The following is a 14,701-nucleotide window of genomic DNA, read 5'->3' as shown; positions in this document are numbered from 1 at the left end:
GGCCGGGTCAGCGCAGCAGGTCGGCGACCCGTTCGCGCATCGAGGCCATCGTGAAGCCGCGCGGGTCCACCTTCCCCGGCTGCCACTCCCGGTGCCCGATGACCGAGCGCTGGGTCCAGCCGTGCGCCCGGCACACGGCGGCCGCCGCCTTCGCGATGGCCTCCAGCTGGACCTTCGGCCACGGGTCCTCGCCGTCGCCGAGGTTCTCGCACTCGAAGCCGTAGAAGTGCCGGTTGCCGTCCGTCGTGGCCTCGTCGTCCGGCGGCAGGCGCTTCTCGGCGACGACCGCCCTGAGCACCTCGTCGTCGCCGAGGCCCGCGTGGTTGGTGCGGCCGTAGCCGACGAGGTGGACCGTTCCGTCCTTGGCGATCACGCCGTGACAGAGGGGCCCCGGCAGGGCCTCGTAACCGTCCCGGCAGAGCCGGACGGTGCTCGCGGTGCCCTTGGTCACGGTGTGATGGATCATCACGCCGTGCACCGGACCCCAGGGGCCCTTGTGGTTGCGGTTGTGGGTGGACCAGTCGCCGACCTGGACGACCGCGAGGCCCTCGTCGCGCAGCGCGTCGAGGAACCTGCTCGCGGACATGGGTGAGGCCATGACCGACTCCCTTCGGGGGGACGGGGTGAACTTCCGGAGTACCGGAGTCCGCCGCTCCGCGGCCATCCGTTCGGGTGGTGTGCGAGCCGATCCGGACACGGCGGCGCGCGGGCCGGCGCGCGCTGCTGTTCGGGAGAAATGGCGTGACATGCCCCGAAGATCGTCGAACAGTCCCACCCGAATGTGTAATGGCGCGGACACGTTCCGTGCTGAAAGGCTTCTCTCGCAACTCACGCATACGAGAGGGAGTTCCATGTCCGTTGGTTCGGTTGGCGACGAGGTCCGTACGGACCAGGCACCGCAGCAGAGTCTCGGTACCGCCGCCGCGCGGAACCTCGCCACGACCACCAAGTCCGCGCCGCAGATGCAGGAGATCACCTCCCGGTGGCTGCTGCGGATGATGCCGTGGGTGCAGGTGCAGGGCGGTACGTACCGGGTGAACCGCAGGCTCAGCTACTCCGTGGGCGACGGCCGCGTCACCTTCGTCCAGACGGGGCAGAGCGTCGAGGTCATCCCCGCCGAGCTCGGCGAACTCCCCGCACTGCGTGGTTACGAGGACGAGGGCGCCCTGGCCGAGCTCGCGTCCCGCTGTACGCAGCGGGAGTACGCGGCGGGCGAGATCATCGCGACCGGCGGCGCCGCCAACGACCGCGTGCACCTCCTCGCGCACGGCCGGATCGAGCAGGTCGGCGAAGGACCCTACGGGGACGAGGCCGTCCTCGGCGTCCTCGCCGACGGCGCCTACCTCGGCGAGTCCTCGCTCGTCAGCGCCGACGCCGTCTGGGGCTGGACGGCCCGCGCCGCCACCGCCTGTACGGTCCTCGAACTCACCCGGGCCGACGTACTGAACCTCGCGGACCGGGTGCCCTCGCTCGCCGCCCACCTGGAGGCCGTCGCCGCGCTGCCCGACCAGCGCACCAACACCTACGGCGAGGCCGCCATCGACCTCTCCGCCGGCCACATCGGCGAGGCGGTCATCCCGCACACGTACGTCGACTACGACCTCGCGCCCCGCGAGTACGAGCTGAGCGTCGCCCAGACCGTGCTGAAGGTCCACAGCCGCGTCGCCGACCTCTACAACCAGCCGATGAACCAGACCGAGCAGCAGTTGCGGCTGACGGTCGAGGCGCTCCGCGAGCGCCAGGAGCACGAGCTCATCAACAACAAGGAGTTCGGCCTCCTCGCCAACTGCGACTACGGGCAGCGGATCCAGCCCCACGACGGGGCCCCCAGCCCCGACGACATGGACGAGCTGCTCTCCCGCCGCCGGGGCTCGAAGCTCTTCCTCGCCCACCCGCGTGCCATCGCCGCCTTCGGCCGCGAGCTCAACAAGCGCGGCCTCGTGCCCGAGACGATCGAGGTCAACGGCAACCGCATCCCGACCTGGCGCGGCGTGCCGATCTTCCCGTGCAACAAGATCCCGGTCTCCGACGCCCGGACCACCTCGATCATCTGCATGCGTACGGGCGAGGCCGACCAGGGTGTGATCGGTCTGCACCAGACCGGCCTCCCCGACGAGATCGAGCCCAGCCTCTCGGTCCGCTTCATGGGCATCGACGAGCAGGCGATCATCTCCTACCTCGTCACGGCCTACTACTCGGCCGCCATCCTCGTCCCGGACGCGCTCGGCGTCCTGGAGAACGTCGAGGTCAGCCGCTGGCGTTGAGCCGGTGACGCCCGGGGGCGGGGACCGAACCTCCCGCCCCCGGGCGTTCCACAGCGCTCGCACCGCGAAGGACATGAAGGAAGTGACCGTGACCACGACCAGCGCGGACGCCGTCGCCGAGGGTCAGGGGGCCGTGGTGCTCCTGGACCAGACACGGGCCGCCGTCCATCCCCAACTCCGCTCCACCGTCGAGTCCCTGCCGAGCTCCATACGACGGGTGGCGATGTACCACTTCGGCTGGGAGCACGCCGACGGCACCCCGGCCGCCGGACAGGCGGGCAAGGCGATCCGGCCCGCACTCGTCCTCGCGGCGGCCCGCGCCCTCGGCGCCGAGTCCGCCCAGGCGGTGAAGGCCGCGGCGGCCGTCGAACTCGCGCACAACTTCACCCTGCTCCACGACGACATCGTGGACGAGGACCCGACCCGGCGGCACCGGCCCACCGCCTGGACCGTCTTCGGCATCCCGGACGCCCTCATCGCCGGCGACGCGATGAACGCACTCTCCCTGCGGCTGCTCGCCGAGGACCCGCATCCCGCCTCGCCGGCCGCCGCCGCGCGCCTCGCCGCCTGCGTCATCGAACTCTGCGCGGGCCAGCAGGCGGACTGCGCCTTCGAGCAGCGCGGCCCCCGCGACGTCTCGCTCGACGAGTGCCTGGCCATGGCCACCGCCAAGACCGGCGCCCTGCTCGGCGCCTCCTGCGCCATCGGCGCGCTCTACGCGGGCGCGGGCGAGGAGGAGGTCGCCGCGATGGACGCCTTCGGCCGCGAGGCCGGACTCGCGTTCCAGCTGATCGACGACCTCATCGGGATCTGGGGCGACCCGGACCGCACGGGCAAGCCGGCCGGCGCCGACCTCGTCGCCCACAAGAAGTCGCTGCCCGTGGTGGCGGCGCTCGCCTCGGGGACCCCGGCGGGCGAGGAACTGGCCGAGCTCTACTCCCGTCCGGTCCTCGACGCGGCGGCGGTACGGGCGGCGGCGGACGCGGTCGAGCGGGCCGGCGGCCGGGACTGGGCGCAGGCCCAGGCGGCCGAGCGCATGGGCCGCGCCGTCGAGTACCTGGCGCAGGCGGTCCCGGACCTGGCGGCGGCGGGGGACCTGCTCGCCCTCGCGGAGTTCGTCACCCGGCGTACGCGCTGAGGCGCTCCGGGGGCGCGGTCACGCCGGGACGATCCGGTTGACCACGGTCTCGACCAGGTCGTCCAGGTCCCGCTCGGCGTGGAGGCCGGGCACGGTGAAGTGGTCGAGCAGCAGCCCGGTGAGGGCGAAGTAGAGCACCCGGACCGTGTCCGCGTCCCCGGGCATCCCCGAACCGACGTGCAGCCGGATGTTCAGGTCGAGGTCCTCCCGGAGCACCTGGGTGAACCGGGCCTGGAGCCCGGGGCGGCGCGCGGCCTCCAGACGCAGCTCGAAGAGGCCCAGGTAGCAGGTGCGCTCGGCGGTCATGCGCCGGGCGAGCCAGCGCATCAGCTCGACGACGAGGGCGCGGCTGGGCTCCGCGAGCAGCGAGGCGTCGATGGCGCCGGGCTCGGGGGTCAGCCGGACGAAGATCCGCTCGGCGACCTCGGAGAGCACCTGGTCCCGGTCGCTGAAGTAGTTGGACGAGGTGCCCGTGGGGACCCCCGCCCGGGCGTCGACGGCCCGGAAGGTCAGCCCGCGGGCACCTTCGTCGGCCAGCACCTCGATCGCGGCGTCGAGCAGTGCCGTACGGCGTTCCGGGTTCCGGGCCACGTGGGCCCCCTCTCTCTTCGAGCCCTTCGGACTCTTCGGACTCTTCGGAGTTCTTCCGGGCTCTTAGAAAATAGGTCTTGCGCAACCACTACAGATGAAGCACTATAGCTGTCGTGGTTGCGACTGCAGCCTCCTTCCCAGAGAAACAAGAGGACCGGTTTGCGCAAGCTCACCTACTTCATCGCCTGCACCATCGACGGCTTCATCGGTGACCCCAAGGGCGATGCCAGCTCCATGTACGGGTTCGTCGACGCCGAGTTCCTGGAGTTCCTGACCGGCGAGTACCCGGAGACCGTCTCGGCGCAGGGCCGGGAGGCGCTCGGGATCGACGCCGAGAACAAGCGGTTCGACACCGTCATCCAGGGCCGGGGCTCGTACCAGGTCGCCCTGGACGTCGCCATCACCAGCCCGTACGGCCATCTGCGGGAGATCGTCGCCAGTCGCTCGCTGGCCGAGTCGCCCGACTCCAACGTGGAGCTGATCGCCGACGACCTCGTCGGCCGCGTCCGCGAGCTCAAGGCCGAGGACAGCCCGCTGGACATCTGGCTCTGCGGTGGCTCGGCGATCGCCGGCGAGCTCATCGACGAGATCGACGAGCTGGTCATCAAGACGTACCCGCAGGTGTACGGCAGCGGCATGCCGATGTTCGGCGCCGGCTTCGAGCCGCGCGACTTCGAGCTGAACGACCTGCGTGTCTTCGGCAACGGCGCGTTCGTCCGTACGTACACCAGGAAGCGGTAGCGGCGGGGGAGCGGGTCCGTGCGAGGCGTCCTACCCTGGACACATGGGTGACAAGGTGCCTCGCACGACGCGGGACCCCTTGGCCGAGTCCAAGTGCCCGGCCTGCGGTCTGCCGCGCGACAAGATGGTCACCCGGCACAAGGTCCTCGGGGCCTGGGTGCCGGAATGGGAAGTACAGCCGTGCCACAACCCGGACTGCTCGCTGTACGAGAGCGCCCAGGCGCACACCGGCGGGAGTCAGGACCCGGGCGTGGCAGCCGCCACCGGCACGCAGGTGACCGGCAAGAACGGCGAGATCGGGAGAAGTCCGGCCACGGGGTGACCGGCCGCGCGCCGGAGCCGGTCATACCGCTACAGTCCGCGCATGTCATCGGAGTCGACAGAAGTCTGGACCGGCTGGTACCGGGACCGCAGCGGCGCGGAAGCGATCGTCATCACGGCCACCGGGCGGCAGGTCGCCACCCGGATCAGGGGGGTCGAGTACACGGGCGCGACCTTCGCCGCGCTCAGTGCCGCCGAGAGCGGCGGGCAGGCCCTCGGCGGCTGTGTCCTGGAGTGGGACCTGCCGCTCCCCGTCGTCGTGGACGGCGTGGCCCAGCAGGCCACTCTGAGCTGCCTGCTGACGCTCGGTGAGCGCTCGGACCTCAGCCTGACGCTCCACTACGGGGGCGCCGCCTTCGAATCGTGCGTCGCCGGAGGTGACTTCGACGGGGCGCTGGACCGGGTCCGGCGCCAGCTGCCGCCCGGCGCCGACTTCGGCCGCCGCCTCCTGCAGGCGGTCTGACGCCCCGGGGCCCGAACCCCACCCGAACGCCGGACGGCGGCGCCCTTCGCGGGCGCCGCCGTCCTTTTCGTACGGTCAGAAGGTCTTGAACGCGGAGGTGAGCCCGTTCCGCCACAGCTGGTCGACGCGGGAGCGCTCCTGGGCGTTCGGCTGGGCGTTCTGGCACGAGGTGCCGGGGCCGCCGCCCGACATCAGCTCGCTGCACGGGCCGCTGTAGTGGTCCGGCAGACCGAGGACGTGCCCGGTCTCGTGGGCGGTCACGCGGGTGGAGTTGTACTGCTGGTTCTGGCGGTAGTCGAGGAAGATGTAGCCGCTGCCGTGGCCGTCGGTGCTCGCGTACGAGCCGCGGGAGTCGTTGCCCTCGTAGTAGCGGAAGTCGGGGTTGCTGCCCTCGACGAGCCGGACGTTCACCACCGAGCTGTTCCATATCTGGGTGGAGCGGGCGATCTGGGTGCGGAAGCTCGGCGCGTTCGAGGCGCTGTAGACGACGGTGACGGCGGCCGCGCCCGGGTTGGCGGCCCGCTTCTTCGCCACCGACTTCACGACGGCGTCGAAGAACGCCTTGTTGGCCTTGGCCTCCTCGGACGAACCGGCGTACGCGGCGGTGACGGTGCCGGCGGTCACAGCCCTGTCGGTGTCGGCGGCCACCGCCGGAGCGGCACCGAGCGAGGCGGCGAGACCGAGGCCGAGGGCGGCGGTCAGTACGGAGTTGAGGACCTTGGGGTGACGCATGGGGGGCTCCTCCTGTAGGGGGTCGGAGCGAGTCTCGGGGAAGCCGGGGCGCGTGGGGATGATGTCAACTGGCGATAGCCCGCCCACATCACCCGGCTCTGGCCGTCCAACTACCTTGCAAACAAAGGTATTTGAGGTGTTCCGGCTGTCTGGTGCGACGCAGGCCGCCGCCCTACCCTCGGGGCATGGAGCTGGAGGTGAGGCATCTGCGGGCGCTCTGCGCCATCGCGGACGCGGGCAGCCTGCACAAGGCGGCGCGGCAACTGGGCATGAGCCAGCCCTCGCTGACCACCCAGCTGCGCCGGATCGAGAACTCCCTGGGCGCCGAGCTCTTCTCGCGCGACCGCACCGGCTGCCTGCCCACCCCGCTCGGCCGCTCCGTGCTCAGCCGGGCCCGCCCCCTGGTCGCGGACATGGCCGCGCTGGTCACCGAGACCCGGGCCGCGGTCGCCCGTACCGAGGGCCCTGGACTCCGCGTCGGCTCCACCGCGAGCCGGGCGCTCCCCGGCTGGCTGCGCCGGCTCCGCCAGCGACTGCCCGGCGCGGACGTCGGCCTCCGCGTGGACGTCTCCGCCAACGCGCTGCTGAGCACGGTCGCCGCGGGCCAGCTCGACGTGGCCTTCGTCCACGAGGTCGAGGGCTGCCCCCTACGGGTGCCCGAGGGCCTCCAGCGGCGGGTCCTGGTCGCGCGCGAACCGCAGTTCGTCTCCCTGGCCCGCGACCACCCCGCCGCCGCGAGCCCCGTCGTCGACCTCGCCGACCTCGCCCGCGACCACTGGATGGTCGATCCGACCGTGGACGGCGAATGGGACGGCCTGCGACGGGTCCTCGCAGCGGCCGGCATCGACCCGCCGCTGCTCCACGGCGACTACCACACGGCCGCGTCCCTCATCGTCCTCGGCGAGGCCGTCGCCCCCTGCCAGCCGACCTCCGTCCCCCGCGAGGACATGGCGATCCGCCCCCTGCGCGGCGACCCGCTGGCGGTCCGGCTGCTGCTGTACGCCCGCCCCGGGACGGCCCTGGACACGCTCTACGCGGAGCTGTCCGCCGCCTATCGCGAGGCGGCCCTGCGCGCCGCCCCGTACCGCGAGTGGCTGCGGCGCCAGGGCGCGGCCGCGGGGCTGTCGGTGGGGCCGTGCATGATGGCCGTATGAGCGATCGCGACAGCGGGGGCGGACGGGCCGTGGTGCGCCACGCCCGCGTGGAGGACCTGGAGCGGGTCGTCGAACTCGTCGCCGAGCACGCCGAGTACGAGAAGGCCGCACCCCCGGCCCCGGGCCTCGCGACCCGCCTGACGGGCATGCTCTTCGGCGGTCCGGGAAGTGCCGAGGAGTTCGGCGGTCCGGAACCGGCCGACGAGCCGCGCGGACCCTCCGGGGGCGAGACGCCCCGCCTCCGGTGCCTGGTCGCGGAACTCCCGGACGGAAGCCTCGCGGGCTATGCCACCTGCGCGCCCGAACTCTCCACGTGGGACGGTGTCGCGTACCTCCACATGGACTGCCTCTACCTGACCTCCACGGCCCGCGGCCACGGCCTCGGCCCGCTCCTGCTCGACGCCGTCCGAGCGGAGGCGCGAGCGCTGGGCCTGACGGAGATCCAGTGGCAGACGCCCGCCTGGAACGAGGGCGCGATCCGCTTCTACGACCGCCTGGGCGCGACGTCCAAGGAGAAGCGCCGCTACAGCCTCCCGGTGGACCCGGCCTAGCGTTCATGACCGAAGGGTCAATCCGAAGGCGGCGGCCAGGGAGCGTCGAGCAGGCGTTCCGCCTCCTCGACGATGGCTTTCGCCCGTAGTTCCCGGTCGTCGGGCGGGATCGCCGCCCAGTCGTTGAAGGTGTCGGTCCTGTCGACGAGCGGCTTGAGTGCCTGCGGTCGGGCGAGCGCGGACCAGCCCTCGTACGTGATCAGGTCGCCGCCGGCGCCGGGCGCCAGGCTGCCGTTCACGATGAGCCGGAGCCACCAGCGGACGAGCTCCCAGCGGGCCGCTTCCTCGGGAAGGTCCTGGAGCAGGTCGAGTTCGGCGAGCACCTGGTCGAACAGGGCGCCGGCCTGCTCGTGTTCGGCGCGGGCGAGGCCGGCGAGGAGAGGGAGGGACTCCGCCTCGACGTCGAGGACCAGGGCGGTGAGGCCTGCTTCGACGAGTTGCTCCGGGTGATGGCGTCGGCCGATCAGACGCTCCAGGGCCAGCATGCGCAGGCACTCGACGGCCTCCTGCGCGGTCACGGCGTACGGCGTGAACGGGGTGGGCGCGGTGACGTCGATGCCCGGACCGCCGTCGACGAAGTACGACCAGAAGTCGACGTTCAGGCGTCTGGTGGCGCCGCTCGCGTGGCCGAGGGTCTCGTGCCGGAGGTAGTCGGCGAGGTCGTCGCCGTAGACGATGATGTCGGTCTGCCAGACGGACAGGACGGGGTGCCCGTACGCGCCCGCCGTACCGGGCAGGTAGCGATGCCCGTAGACCGGAACCAGCTGCGGTACGGTCGTCAGCTCCGAGCGCGCGAGCCGCAGCGCGTCGGACGTCTCCGAGGGCCGTGGCGGCCAGGCGGGGTGCCAGAACCTGCTGTGCTCGACGTCGAAGAGCACGCCCTCCACCGGCCGGGCGAGCCGCCGGGCCAGGTCCTCGGGATCGCCGTCCCGCCAGTCGGGCCACTCCGGCGAACCGAGCGGGAGGCCGGCGGAGAGGAAGACCCGGTGATCCGCCGAGAAGGCGAAGCCGAACCGCGCCTCGACCGCGTCCAGTTCCCGCTCGTCGAGCCCCGGACCGATCTCGGCCCGGAGCATGCCCTGAAGGCGTCGGGCTGCTTCCAGGGTCAGGGGCGAGGGCGGGGGCGGCGGGGCGGTCATGGCCGCCAGCGTAGTGAGGGTGCGCACGCGCTGTGACAGGGGCCGGAACGCAGACCGCACCCGGTCCCGTCGGGACGCCGTGTCGGGCGGCCCGTGGGGCGGGTGCGGTCGGAGGGAGCGAGGAAGGTCAGGCCTTCTTCGTCTCCCAGAAAATGCGGTCGATCTCGGCGATGAGCTCCAGCGCCTTCTCGCCCGTCTTCGGGTCGGTCGACGCCTTGGCGGCCGAGAGGGCCTTCAGGGTGTCGTTGACCAGCTGGTTGAGCTCGGGGTACTTCTCGAAGTGCGGGGCCTTGAAGTAGTCGCTCCAGAGCACCGAGACGTGGTGCTTCGCGAGCTCCGCGCGCTGCTCCTTGATGACCGTGGCGCGGGCACGGAAGTGCGCGTCCTCGTTCGCCAGGTACTTCTCCTGGACAGCCTTGACCGACTCGGCCTCGATGCGGGCCTGGGCCGGGTCGTACACGCCGCACGGGAGGTCGCAGTGGGCGCTGACCTTCACCTTGGGGGCAAACAGGCGGGAGAGCATTGAGCCGTCCTTCCTCGTGATCGTCTTCTCAGGTGGGACATTACTCGGTGAGAAGGGCGTTTTCGCGGGCGCCCCCTGGGGCTTAGGTCAAAAGTCCAGGGTCACCATGGGACTCGTGTACGAGTGGACGAGACGGGCCGGCGAGGTGCGTCGGTGCGTGGGTCGGGAGTGCGGATGAGGGAATCGGGGCCGGAGCGGGTGGGTGCGGCCGGGCCGCCGTTCGGGATCGCCGAGGTCACGGGGGTGTCGATGGTGCCCACGCTGCTCCACGGCGACCAGCTGCTCGTGCACTACGGCGGCCGGCTGCGGCCCGGCGCCGTCGCCGTGCTGCGGCATCCGCTCCAGCAGGATCTGCTCATCGTGAAGCGGCTGATCGAGCGACGTGACGGCGGCTGGTGGGTGCTGGGCGACAACCCGGACGCCGAGGGGGACAGCCGGGTCTTCGGAGCCGTACCGCCCGAGCTGGTCCTCGGGCGGGTGCGGGTGCGGTACCGGCCGGTGACTCCGGGGCGTCAGCGGTCGCCCGGGGTGGTGTTCTCCTGGCTGCTCTCGTCGGTCAGGCCCGTGTGGGCGGCGGGGTCGGGCCGTTCGGCCTCCAGGCGCTTGCGGGCCCGGTAGGCGGCCACGTTGGCCCGGGTCGCGCAGCGGTCCGAGCAGTAGCGGCGGGAGCGGTTGGTGGAGGTGTCGAGGTAGGCGTTGCGGCAGGGCGGTGCCTGGCACAGGCCGAGCCGGTCCGCGCCGAACTCCGTCAGATGGAAGGCGAGGCCCATCGCCGCGATCGCCGCGTAGCCCGCGGTCGCGTTCGAGGGGTGGTCGGCGAGGTGCATGTGCCAGCGGGGCCGACCTTCCTCGTCGAGGGTGTCGTGGCCGGAGATCTGCGGGCTGACGGGGAACTCCAGGAGAAGGGAGTTCAGCAGGTCCACGGCTCCCGTGTGGTCGCCCTCGTCGGCCGCGGTGAAGACCGCCCGCAGCCGGGCGCGTACCGAGCGGAAGCGGGTCACGTCGGAGTCGGTCGCCCGCCGGGCCATCTGGGTGGCCGGGCCGAAGAGCTCGCGGATGACCTCGACGGAGGTCAGGGCGTCCTTGTTGCGGGCCGGCTCCTCGGTGTTGACCAGACGCACGGCGTAATCCGAGTAATAGGCCAGTTCCACTTGTAGTCCTTACTCCGGCGGGCTAGTGTCTCGGTCGGAAGGGGTAACGGCTGTTTCCCCTTTGAGGGTATTACGAAGACGGGGAGGAACGGCGATGACCGGAACCGACTGGGCGGACTGGCAGCAGAGCTGGGACCGTCAGCAGGAGTGGTACATGCCGGACCGTGAGGAGCGGTTCCGGGTGATGCTCGACATGGTCGAGGGCTTGGTGGGGCCGAAGCCCCGCGTCCTCGACCTCGCGTGCGGTACGGGAAGTATCACGGATCGGCTCCTCCGGAGGTTCCCGGAGGCGACCAGTACCGGAGTCGACCTCGACCCGGCGCTGCTCGCCATCGCCGAGGGGTACTTCGACGGCGACGAGCGCGTCACCTTCGTGACCGCCGACCTCAAGGACCCCGCGTGGGCCGCGCGGCTGCCCCACGACTCGTACGACGCCGTCCTCACCGCCACCGCGCTCCACTGGCTCCACAGCGAGCCCCTGGCCACCCTCTACGGCCAGGTCGCCGGTCTCGTCCGCGACGGCGGCGTCTTCATGAACGCCGACCACATGATCGACCGGGCCACTCCGCGCATCAACGCCGCCGAGCGCGCCCAGCGGCATGCCCGCATGGACCGCGAGAAGGCCACCGGGGTCCTCGACTGGGCCGAATGGTGGGCCCTCGCCGCCAAGGACCCCGTCCTCGCCGAGCCCACCGCGCGCCGCTTCGAGATCTACGGCGAGCACGCCGACGGCGACACGCCCTCCGCCGGCTGGCACGCCGACACCCTCCGCTCCGCCGGCTTCGGCGAGGCCAGGGTCGTGTGGGGCTCGCCCTCCGACAGCCTCGTCCTCGCGGTGAAGTAGCCCGGACGGGGGACCCGGGGGCAGGAGGAAGGGGCGGTACGGGGTCTTCCCGTACCGCCCCTTCCCTGTGCCTCTGTCCGCGCGCCCTACAGCACCTTGGACAGGAACGCCTTCGTCCGGTCGTGCTGCGGGTTGCCCAGGACGTCCCGCGGGTTGCCCGACTCGACCACCACGCCGCCGTCCATGAAGACCAGCGAGTCGCCGACCTCCCGGGCGAAGCCCATCTCGTGCGTGACGACGATCATCGTCATGCCCGACTCGGCCAGGTCCCGCATGACGTCCAGGACGTCACCCACGAGCTCCGGGTCGAGCGCCGAGGTCGGCTCGTCGAAGAGCATCAGCTTCGGCTCCATCGCCAGCGCACGGGCGATGGCGACACGCTGCTGCTGGCCGCCGGAGAGCTGCGACGGGTAGTTGCCCATCTTGTCGCCGAGGCCGACCCGGTCGAGCAGGCGCTCGGCGCGCTCGCGCGCCACCGCCTTGGACTCGCCCTTGACCTGGATCGGGGCCTCCATGACATTGCCCAGGGCCGTCATGTGGGGGAACAGGTTGAAGCGCTGGAAGACCATGCCGATGTCGCGGCGCTGGACGGCGACCTCGCTGTCCTTCAGCTCGTAGAGCTTGCCGTTCTTCTCCCGGTAGCCGACCAGCTGGCCGTCGACCGACAGGCGGCCGCCGTCGACCCGCTCCAGGTGGTTGATGCAACGCAGGAAGGTCGACTTGCCGGAGCCGGACGGACCGACCAGGCAGAAGACCTCTCCGTTCTGCACTTCGAGGTCGATGCCGCGGAGGATGTGGGCGGCGCCGTACGACTTGTGGACGCCCTCCGCCTTGACCATGGTCTGGCCGGTCATGCCGATCCCTCCGGGGAGCGCTTGAACGTGGTGAGGTTCGTCTTGACCCGCTGCCACGGGGTGGGCGGCAGGCTCCGCAGCGAACCGCGGGCGAAACGACGCTCCAGGTAGTACTGGCCGACGCTGAACACGCTGGTCAGCGCCAGGTACCAGATGGAGGCGACGAACAGCATCTCCATCACGGCACCCGCCGTGCTGCCGATGTTCGAGGAGGCCCGGAGGAGTTCCGTGTACTGCACCGCCGAGACCAGGGACGAGGTCTTCAGCATGTTGATGAACTCGTTGCCCGTCGGCGGCACGATGACCCGCATGGCCTGCGGGAGGATGACCCGGCCCATGGTCTTCGTCTGCGACATGCCGAGCGCGTGCGCGGCCTCGGTCTGGCCCTCGTCGACCGACTGGATGCCGGCGCGGACGATCTCCGCCATGTAGGCGCCCTCGTTGAGGCCGAGGCCCAGCAGCGCGACCATGAACGGCGTCATGACATCGACGGTCTCGTTCTTGTAGATCGGCCCGAGGTTGATGTACTCGAAGATCAGCGACAGGTTGAACCACACCAGCAGCTGGACGTAGACCGGGGTACCGCGGAAGAACCAGATGTAGAGCCAGGCGACGGCGCCCGTCACCGGGTTCTTGGACAGCCGCATCACGGCGAAGACGATGCCGAGGACGAGGCCGAGCGCCATGGAAGCGACGCTGATGATGATCGTGTTCCACAGGCCGCTGATGACCGACGGGTCGAACACCTTGTCCCAGACCGTGTCCCAGATGATGTTGCCCTGGGAGAAGGCGTAGACGAGCCAGCCGAGCAGAGCGACGACCACGACGGCGCTGATCCAGCGCCCGTAGTGCCGCACGGGGATGGCCTTGATCGCCTCGTACGGGGAACCCGAGGCGCCGGGCCCGGCCGGAGCGGCGGCCGGGTCCTTGCTGATCTTGTCAGTCACGACGACTGCCCTTCAGTGGAGCGGGGAGGTCACTTGCCGGCGTTGACGGTGGCCGACTTCACGGCGCTGTCCTCGACGTCCCACTTCTTCAGGGCATCGGCGTAGGTGCCGTCCTTGATGATCGCGTCGAGCGCTTCCTTGACGGCGTCGCGCAGCTGGGTGTTCTCCTTCGAGACGCCGATGCCGAAGAGGCCGACGTCGCTCTGGCTGCCGACGACCTCGAAGTCGTTGCCGCCGCCCGAGGTCTTCGCGATGTACGCGGCCACCGGGTAGTCGTTGAGGTCGGCCACGGCGCCGCCGGCCTTGACGCGGGTCTGGGCCTCGGCGTCGGTGTCGAAGGCCTGGATCGTCAGCTTCTTGTCGCCGCACTTCGTGGCCTGGGCCTTGAAGGTGTCCTCGTAGATCGTGCCGCGCTGGACGGCCACGGTCTTGCCGCAGAGGTCGTCGAGGGAGTTGACGCCCTGCGGGTTGCCCTTCTTGACCAGGAGGGAGACGCCGGAGCTGAAGTAGTCGACGAAGTCGATGCCCTTGCCGATCTTCTTCCCGTTGTCGTCCAGGCCCTCCTGGCGCTTCTTGTTGTCCGTCATCGAGGACATGATCACGTCCTGGCGACCGGTGTAGATCGAGGTGATCAGACCGTCGAAGGTGCCCGAGGTGAACTCGAACTCGACGCCGAGCTGCTTGCCCAGGGCCGCGGCGATGTCGGGGTCGACGCCGACGATCTTGCCGCCCTCGGTGAACTCCATGGGGGCGTACGAGGCGTCCGTGCCGACCTTGATGACACCGGCCTTCTGGATGTCGGCGGGGAGCTTGGAGAAGAGCGGGGCGGCGTTGGCGTTGCCGGACGCGGAGTCACCGCTCTTCGTCGGGGTCGCGGAGCCACCCTCGGTCTGGTCGCCGCAGGCGGTCAGCAGCACGGAGCCGACGACCGCGATGGCGGCGACCGCGGCAAGACGGGACGTGCGGGTCTTGGCAGCGGTCGTACAGCGCGTGGAGCGTGCGGTCATGGTCGGGTTCCTCCGGCGTGTGAGGGAGTTGCCAGTAGGTCGCGTACGCATCTTCGAGTGTCGCGACCTCGTGTGATTACGGCATCTTGCCATTCGGACTGCCTCAAACCGACGGCCACGGATGTCAAAATCGGGTAACGGGTGACCCCCGAATCCCGACAGGCCGGTACATCAAGGCCGGACCTTCTTCGGAAAGCCTTCCCCGTCACCGGAAAATCTCCGGTTGATCTCGCCATTCGGACGAGCCGAAAGCGGCCATTCGGGTGCCGTAGGCATCTATA

General features: G+C 70.7%; 18 protein-coding genes. 9 read left to right on the top strand and 9 right to left on the bottom strand.

All coding sequences use genetic code 11. The annotated features are described in order from the left end of the window. Window positions 1–7: 7 nt before the first annotated feature. Window positions 8–598, bottom strand: coding sequence for an N-acetylmuramoyl-L-alanine amidase (locus SGA01_RS27240; protein ID WP_141299331.1), 591 nt, complete (start codon window positions 596–598; stop codon window positions 8–10). Window positions 599–851: 253 nt separating this feature from the next. Between SGA01_RS27240 and SGA01_RS27235 the strand changes: the two genes are divergently transcribed. Then, window positions 852–2,264 (top strand): family 2B encapsulin nanocompartment shell protein, encoded by a 1,413-nt coding sequence (locus SGA01_RS27235; RefSeq protein WP_141299329.1) that lies wholly within the window; start codon window positions 852–854, stop codon window positions 2,262–2,264. A 73-nt stretch (window positions 2,265–2,337) separates the two neighbouring features. Beyond that, window positions 2,338–3,402, top strand: coding sequence for a family 2 encapsulin nanocompartment cargo protein polyprenyl transferase (locus SGA01_RS27230; protein WP_174867512.1), 1,065 nt, complete (start codon window positions 2,338–2,340; stop codon window positions 3,400–3,402). A gap of 18 nt (window positions 3,403–3,420) precedes the next feature. Here SGA01_RS27230 and SGA01_RS27225 read toward each other — a convergent pair whose 3' ends face one another. Beyond that, window positions 3,421–3,993: a TetR/AcrR family transcriptional regulator gene (locus tag SGA01_RS27225; RefSeq protein ID WP_141299325.1), complete on the bottom strand. Its 573-nt coding sequence runs from the start codon at window positions 3,991–3,993 to the stop codon at window positions 3,421–3,423. A gap of 159 nt (window positions 3,994–4,152) precedes the next feature. On the opposite strand from SGA01_RS27225, the gene SGA01_RS27220 reads away from it, so the two are divergent. The 3 genes from SGA01_RS27220 to SGA01_RS27210 are packed head-to-tail and all read left to right on the top strand — an operon-like array spanning window position 4,153 to window position 5,518. Continuing rightward, window positions 4,153–4,734 carry a dihydrofolate reductase family protein gene (locus SGA01_RS27220; RefSeq protein WP_141299323.1) on the top strand — a complete coding sequence of 194 codons (582 nt, stop codon included), beginning with the start codon at window positions 4,153–4,155 and terminating at the stop codon, window positions 4,732–4,734. Between the two features lie 43 nt (window positions 4,735–4,777). After that, window positions 4,778–5,056, top strand: coding sequence for a hypothetical protein (locus SGA01_RS27215; RefSeq protein ID WP_141299321.1), 279 nt, complete (start codon window positions 4,778–4,780; stop codon window positions 5,054–5,056). A 42-nt stretch (window positions 5,057–5,098) separates the two neighbouring features. Further along, window positions 5,099–5,518: a DUF6304 family protein gene (locus SGA01_RS27210; protein WP_055641384.1), complete on the top strand. Its 420-nt coding sequence runs from the start codon at window positions 5,099–5,101 to the stop codon at window positions 5,516–5,518. 75 nt (window positions 5,519–5,593) lie between these two features. Here SGA01_RS27210 and snpA read toward each other — a convergent pair whose 3' ends face one another. Next, window positions 5,594–6,250 carry a snapalysin gene (gene snpA, locus SGA01_RS27205; protein WP_055641383.1) on the bottom strand — a complete coding sequence of 219 codons (657 nt, stop codon included), beginning with the start codon at window positions 6,248–6,250 and terminating at the stop codon, window positions 5,594–5,596. 185 nt (window positions 6,251–6,435) lie between these two features. Between snpA and SGA01_RS27200 the strand changes: the two genes are divergently transcribed. Together SGA01_RS27200 and SGA01_RS27195 are read left to right on the top strand one after the other, a co-directional pair. Next, window positions 6,436–7,404 (top strand): LysR family transcriptional regulator, encoded by a 969-nt coding sequence (locus SGA01_RS27200; protein WP_174867510.1) that lies wholly within the window; start codon window positions 6,436–6,438, stop codon window positions 7,402–7,404. Next, on the top strand, window positions 7,401–7,955 hold the full coding sequence (locus tag SGA01_RS27195; RefSeq protein ID WP_141299319.1) for a GNAT family N-acetyltransferase: 555 nt from the start codon (window positions 7,401–7,403) through the stop codon (window positions 7,953–7,955). Before SGA01_RS27200 ends, SGA01_RS27195 begins: the two co-directional genes overlap by 4 nt. 17 nt (window positions 7,956–7,972) lie before the next feature. Here SGA01_RS27195 and SGA01_RS27190 read toward each other — a convergent pair whose 3' ends face one another. Then, on the bottom strand, window positions 7,973–9,094 hold the full coding sequence (locus SGA01_RS27190) for a hypothetical protein (RefSeq protein WP_229917614.1): 1,122 nt from the start codon (window positions 9,092–9,094) through the stop codon (window positions 7,973–7,975). A 127-nt stretch (window positions 9,095–9,221) separates the two neighbouring features. Further along, complete coding sequence (gene sodN / locus SGA01_RS27185; protein ID WP_015036129.1) at window positions 9,222–9,617, bottom strand: superoxide dismutase, Ni; 396 nt, start codon at window positions 9,615–9,617, stop codon at window positions 9,222–9,224. Window positions 9,618–9,791: 174 nt separating this feature from the next. Here sodN and sodX point away from each other — a divergent pair, with 174 nt between their 5' ends. Continuing rightward, on the top strand, window positions 9,792–10,235 hold the full coding sequence (sodX, locus tag SGA01_RS27180; protein WP_141299317.1) for a nickel-type superoxide dismutase maturation protease: 444 nt from the start codon (window positions 9,792–9,794) through the stop codon (window positions 10,233–10,235). On the opposite strand, the gene SGA01_RS27175 is transcribed toward sodX, so the two are convergent. Further along, a complete protein-coding gene (locus SGA01_RS27175; protein WP_141299315.1) occupies window positions 10,130–10,768 on the bottom strand; it encodes a CGNR zinc finger domain-containing protein in 639 nt (212 codons plus the stop codon). The two genes, sodX and SGA01_RS27175, sit on opposite strands and share 106 nt — an antisense overlap. Window positions 10,769–10,862: 94 nt before the next feature. Between SGA01_RS27175 and SGA01_RS27170 the strand changes: the two genes are divergently transcribed. Beyond that, window positions 10,863–11,612, top strand: coding sequence for a class I SAM-dependent methyltransferase (locus SGA01_RS27170; RefSeq protein ID WP_141299313.1), 750 nt, complete (start codon window positions 10,863–10,865; stop codon window positions 11,610–11,612). Between the two features lie 86 nt (window positions 11,613–11,698). On the opposite strand, the gene SGA01_RS27165 is transcribed toward SGA01_RS27170, so the two are convergent. From SGA01_RS27165 to SGA01_RS27155, 3 genes are read right to left on the bottom strand one after another with little or no spacing between them, the layout of a single operon-like run. Continuing rightward, window positions 11,699–12,466 (bottom strand): amino acid ABC transporter ATP-binding protein, encoded by a 768-nt coding sequence (locus SGA01_RS27165; RefSeq protein WP_055641379.1) that lies wholly within the window; start codon window positions 12,464–12,466, stop codon window positions 11,699–11,701. After that, the gene (locus tag SGA01_RS27160; RefSeq protein ID WP_141299311.1) at window positions 12,463–13,413 is read right to left on the bottom strand and encodes an amino acid ABC transporter permease; all 951 of its coding nucleotides are present in this window, start codon (window positions 13,411–13,413) and stop codon (window positions 12,463–12,465) included. The genes SGA01_RS27165 and SGA01_RS27160 overlap by 4 nt, the downstream gene beginning before the upstream one ends. A gap of 29 nt (window positions 13,414–13,442) precedes the next feature. Next, window positions 13,443–14,420 carry an ABC transporter substrate-binding protein gene (locus SGA01_RS27155; protein ID WP_141299309.1) on the bottom strand — a complete coding sequence of 326 codons (978 nt, stop codon included), beginning with the start codon at window positions 14,418–14,420 and terminating at the stop codon, window positions 13,443–13,445. Window positions 14,421–14,701: the final 281 nt, after the last annotated feature.

It is taken from the genome of Streptomyces gardneri, from assembly GCF_006539185.1.
Taxonomy (GTDB): domain Bacteria; phylum Actinomycetota; class Actinomycetes; order Streptomycetales; family Streptomycetaceae; genus Streptomyces; species Streptomyces gardneri.
The sequence above is the reverse complement of the archived record's forward strand: the minus strand, read 5'-3'. Positions and strand labels throughout refer to the sequence as shown.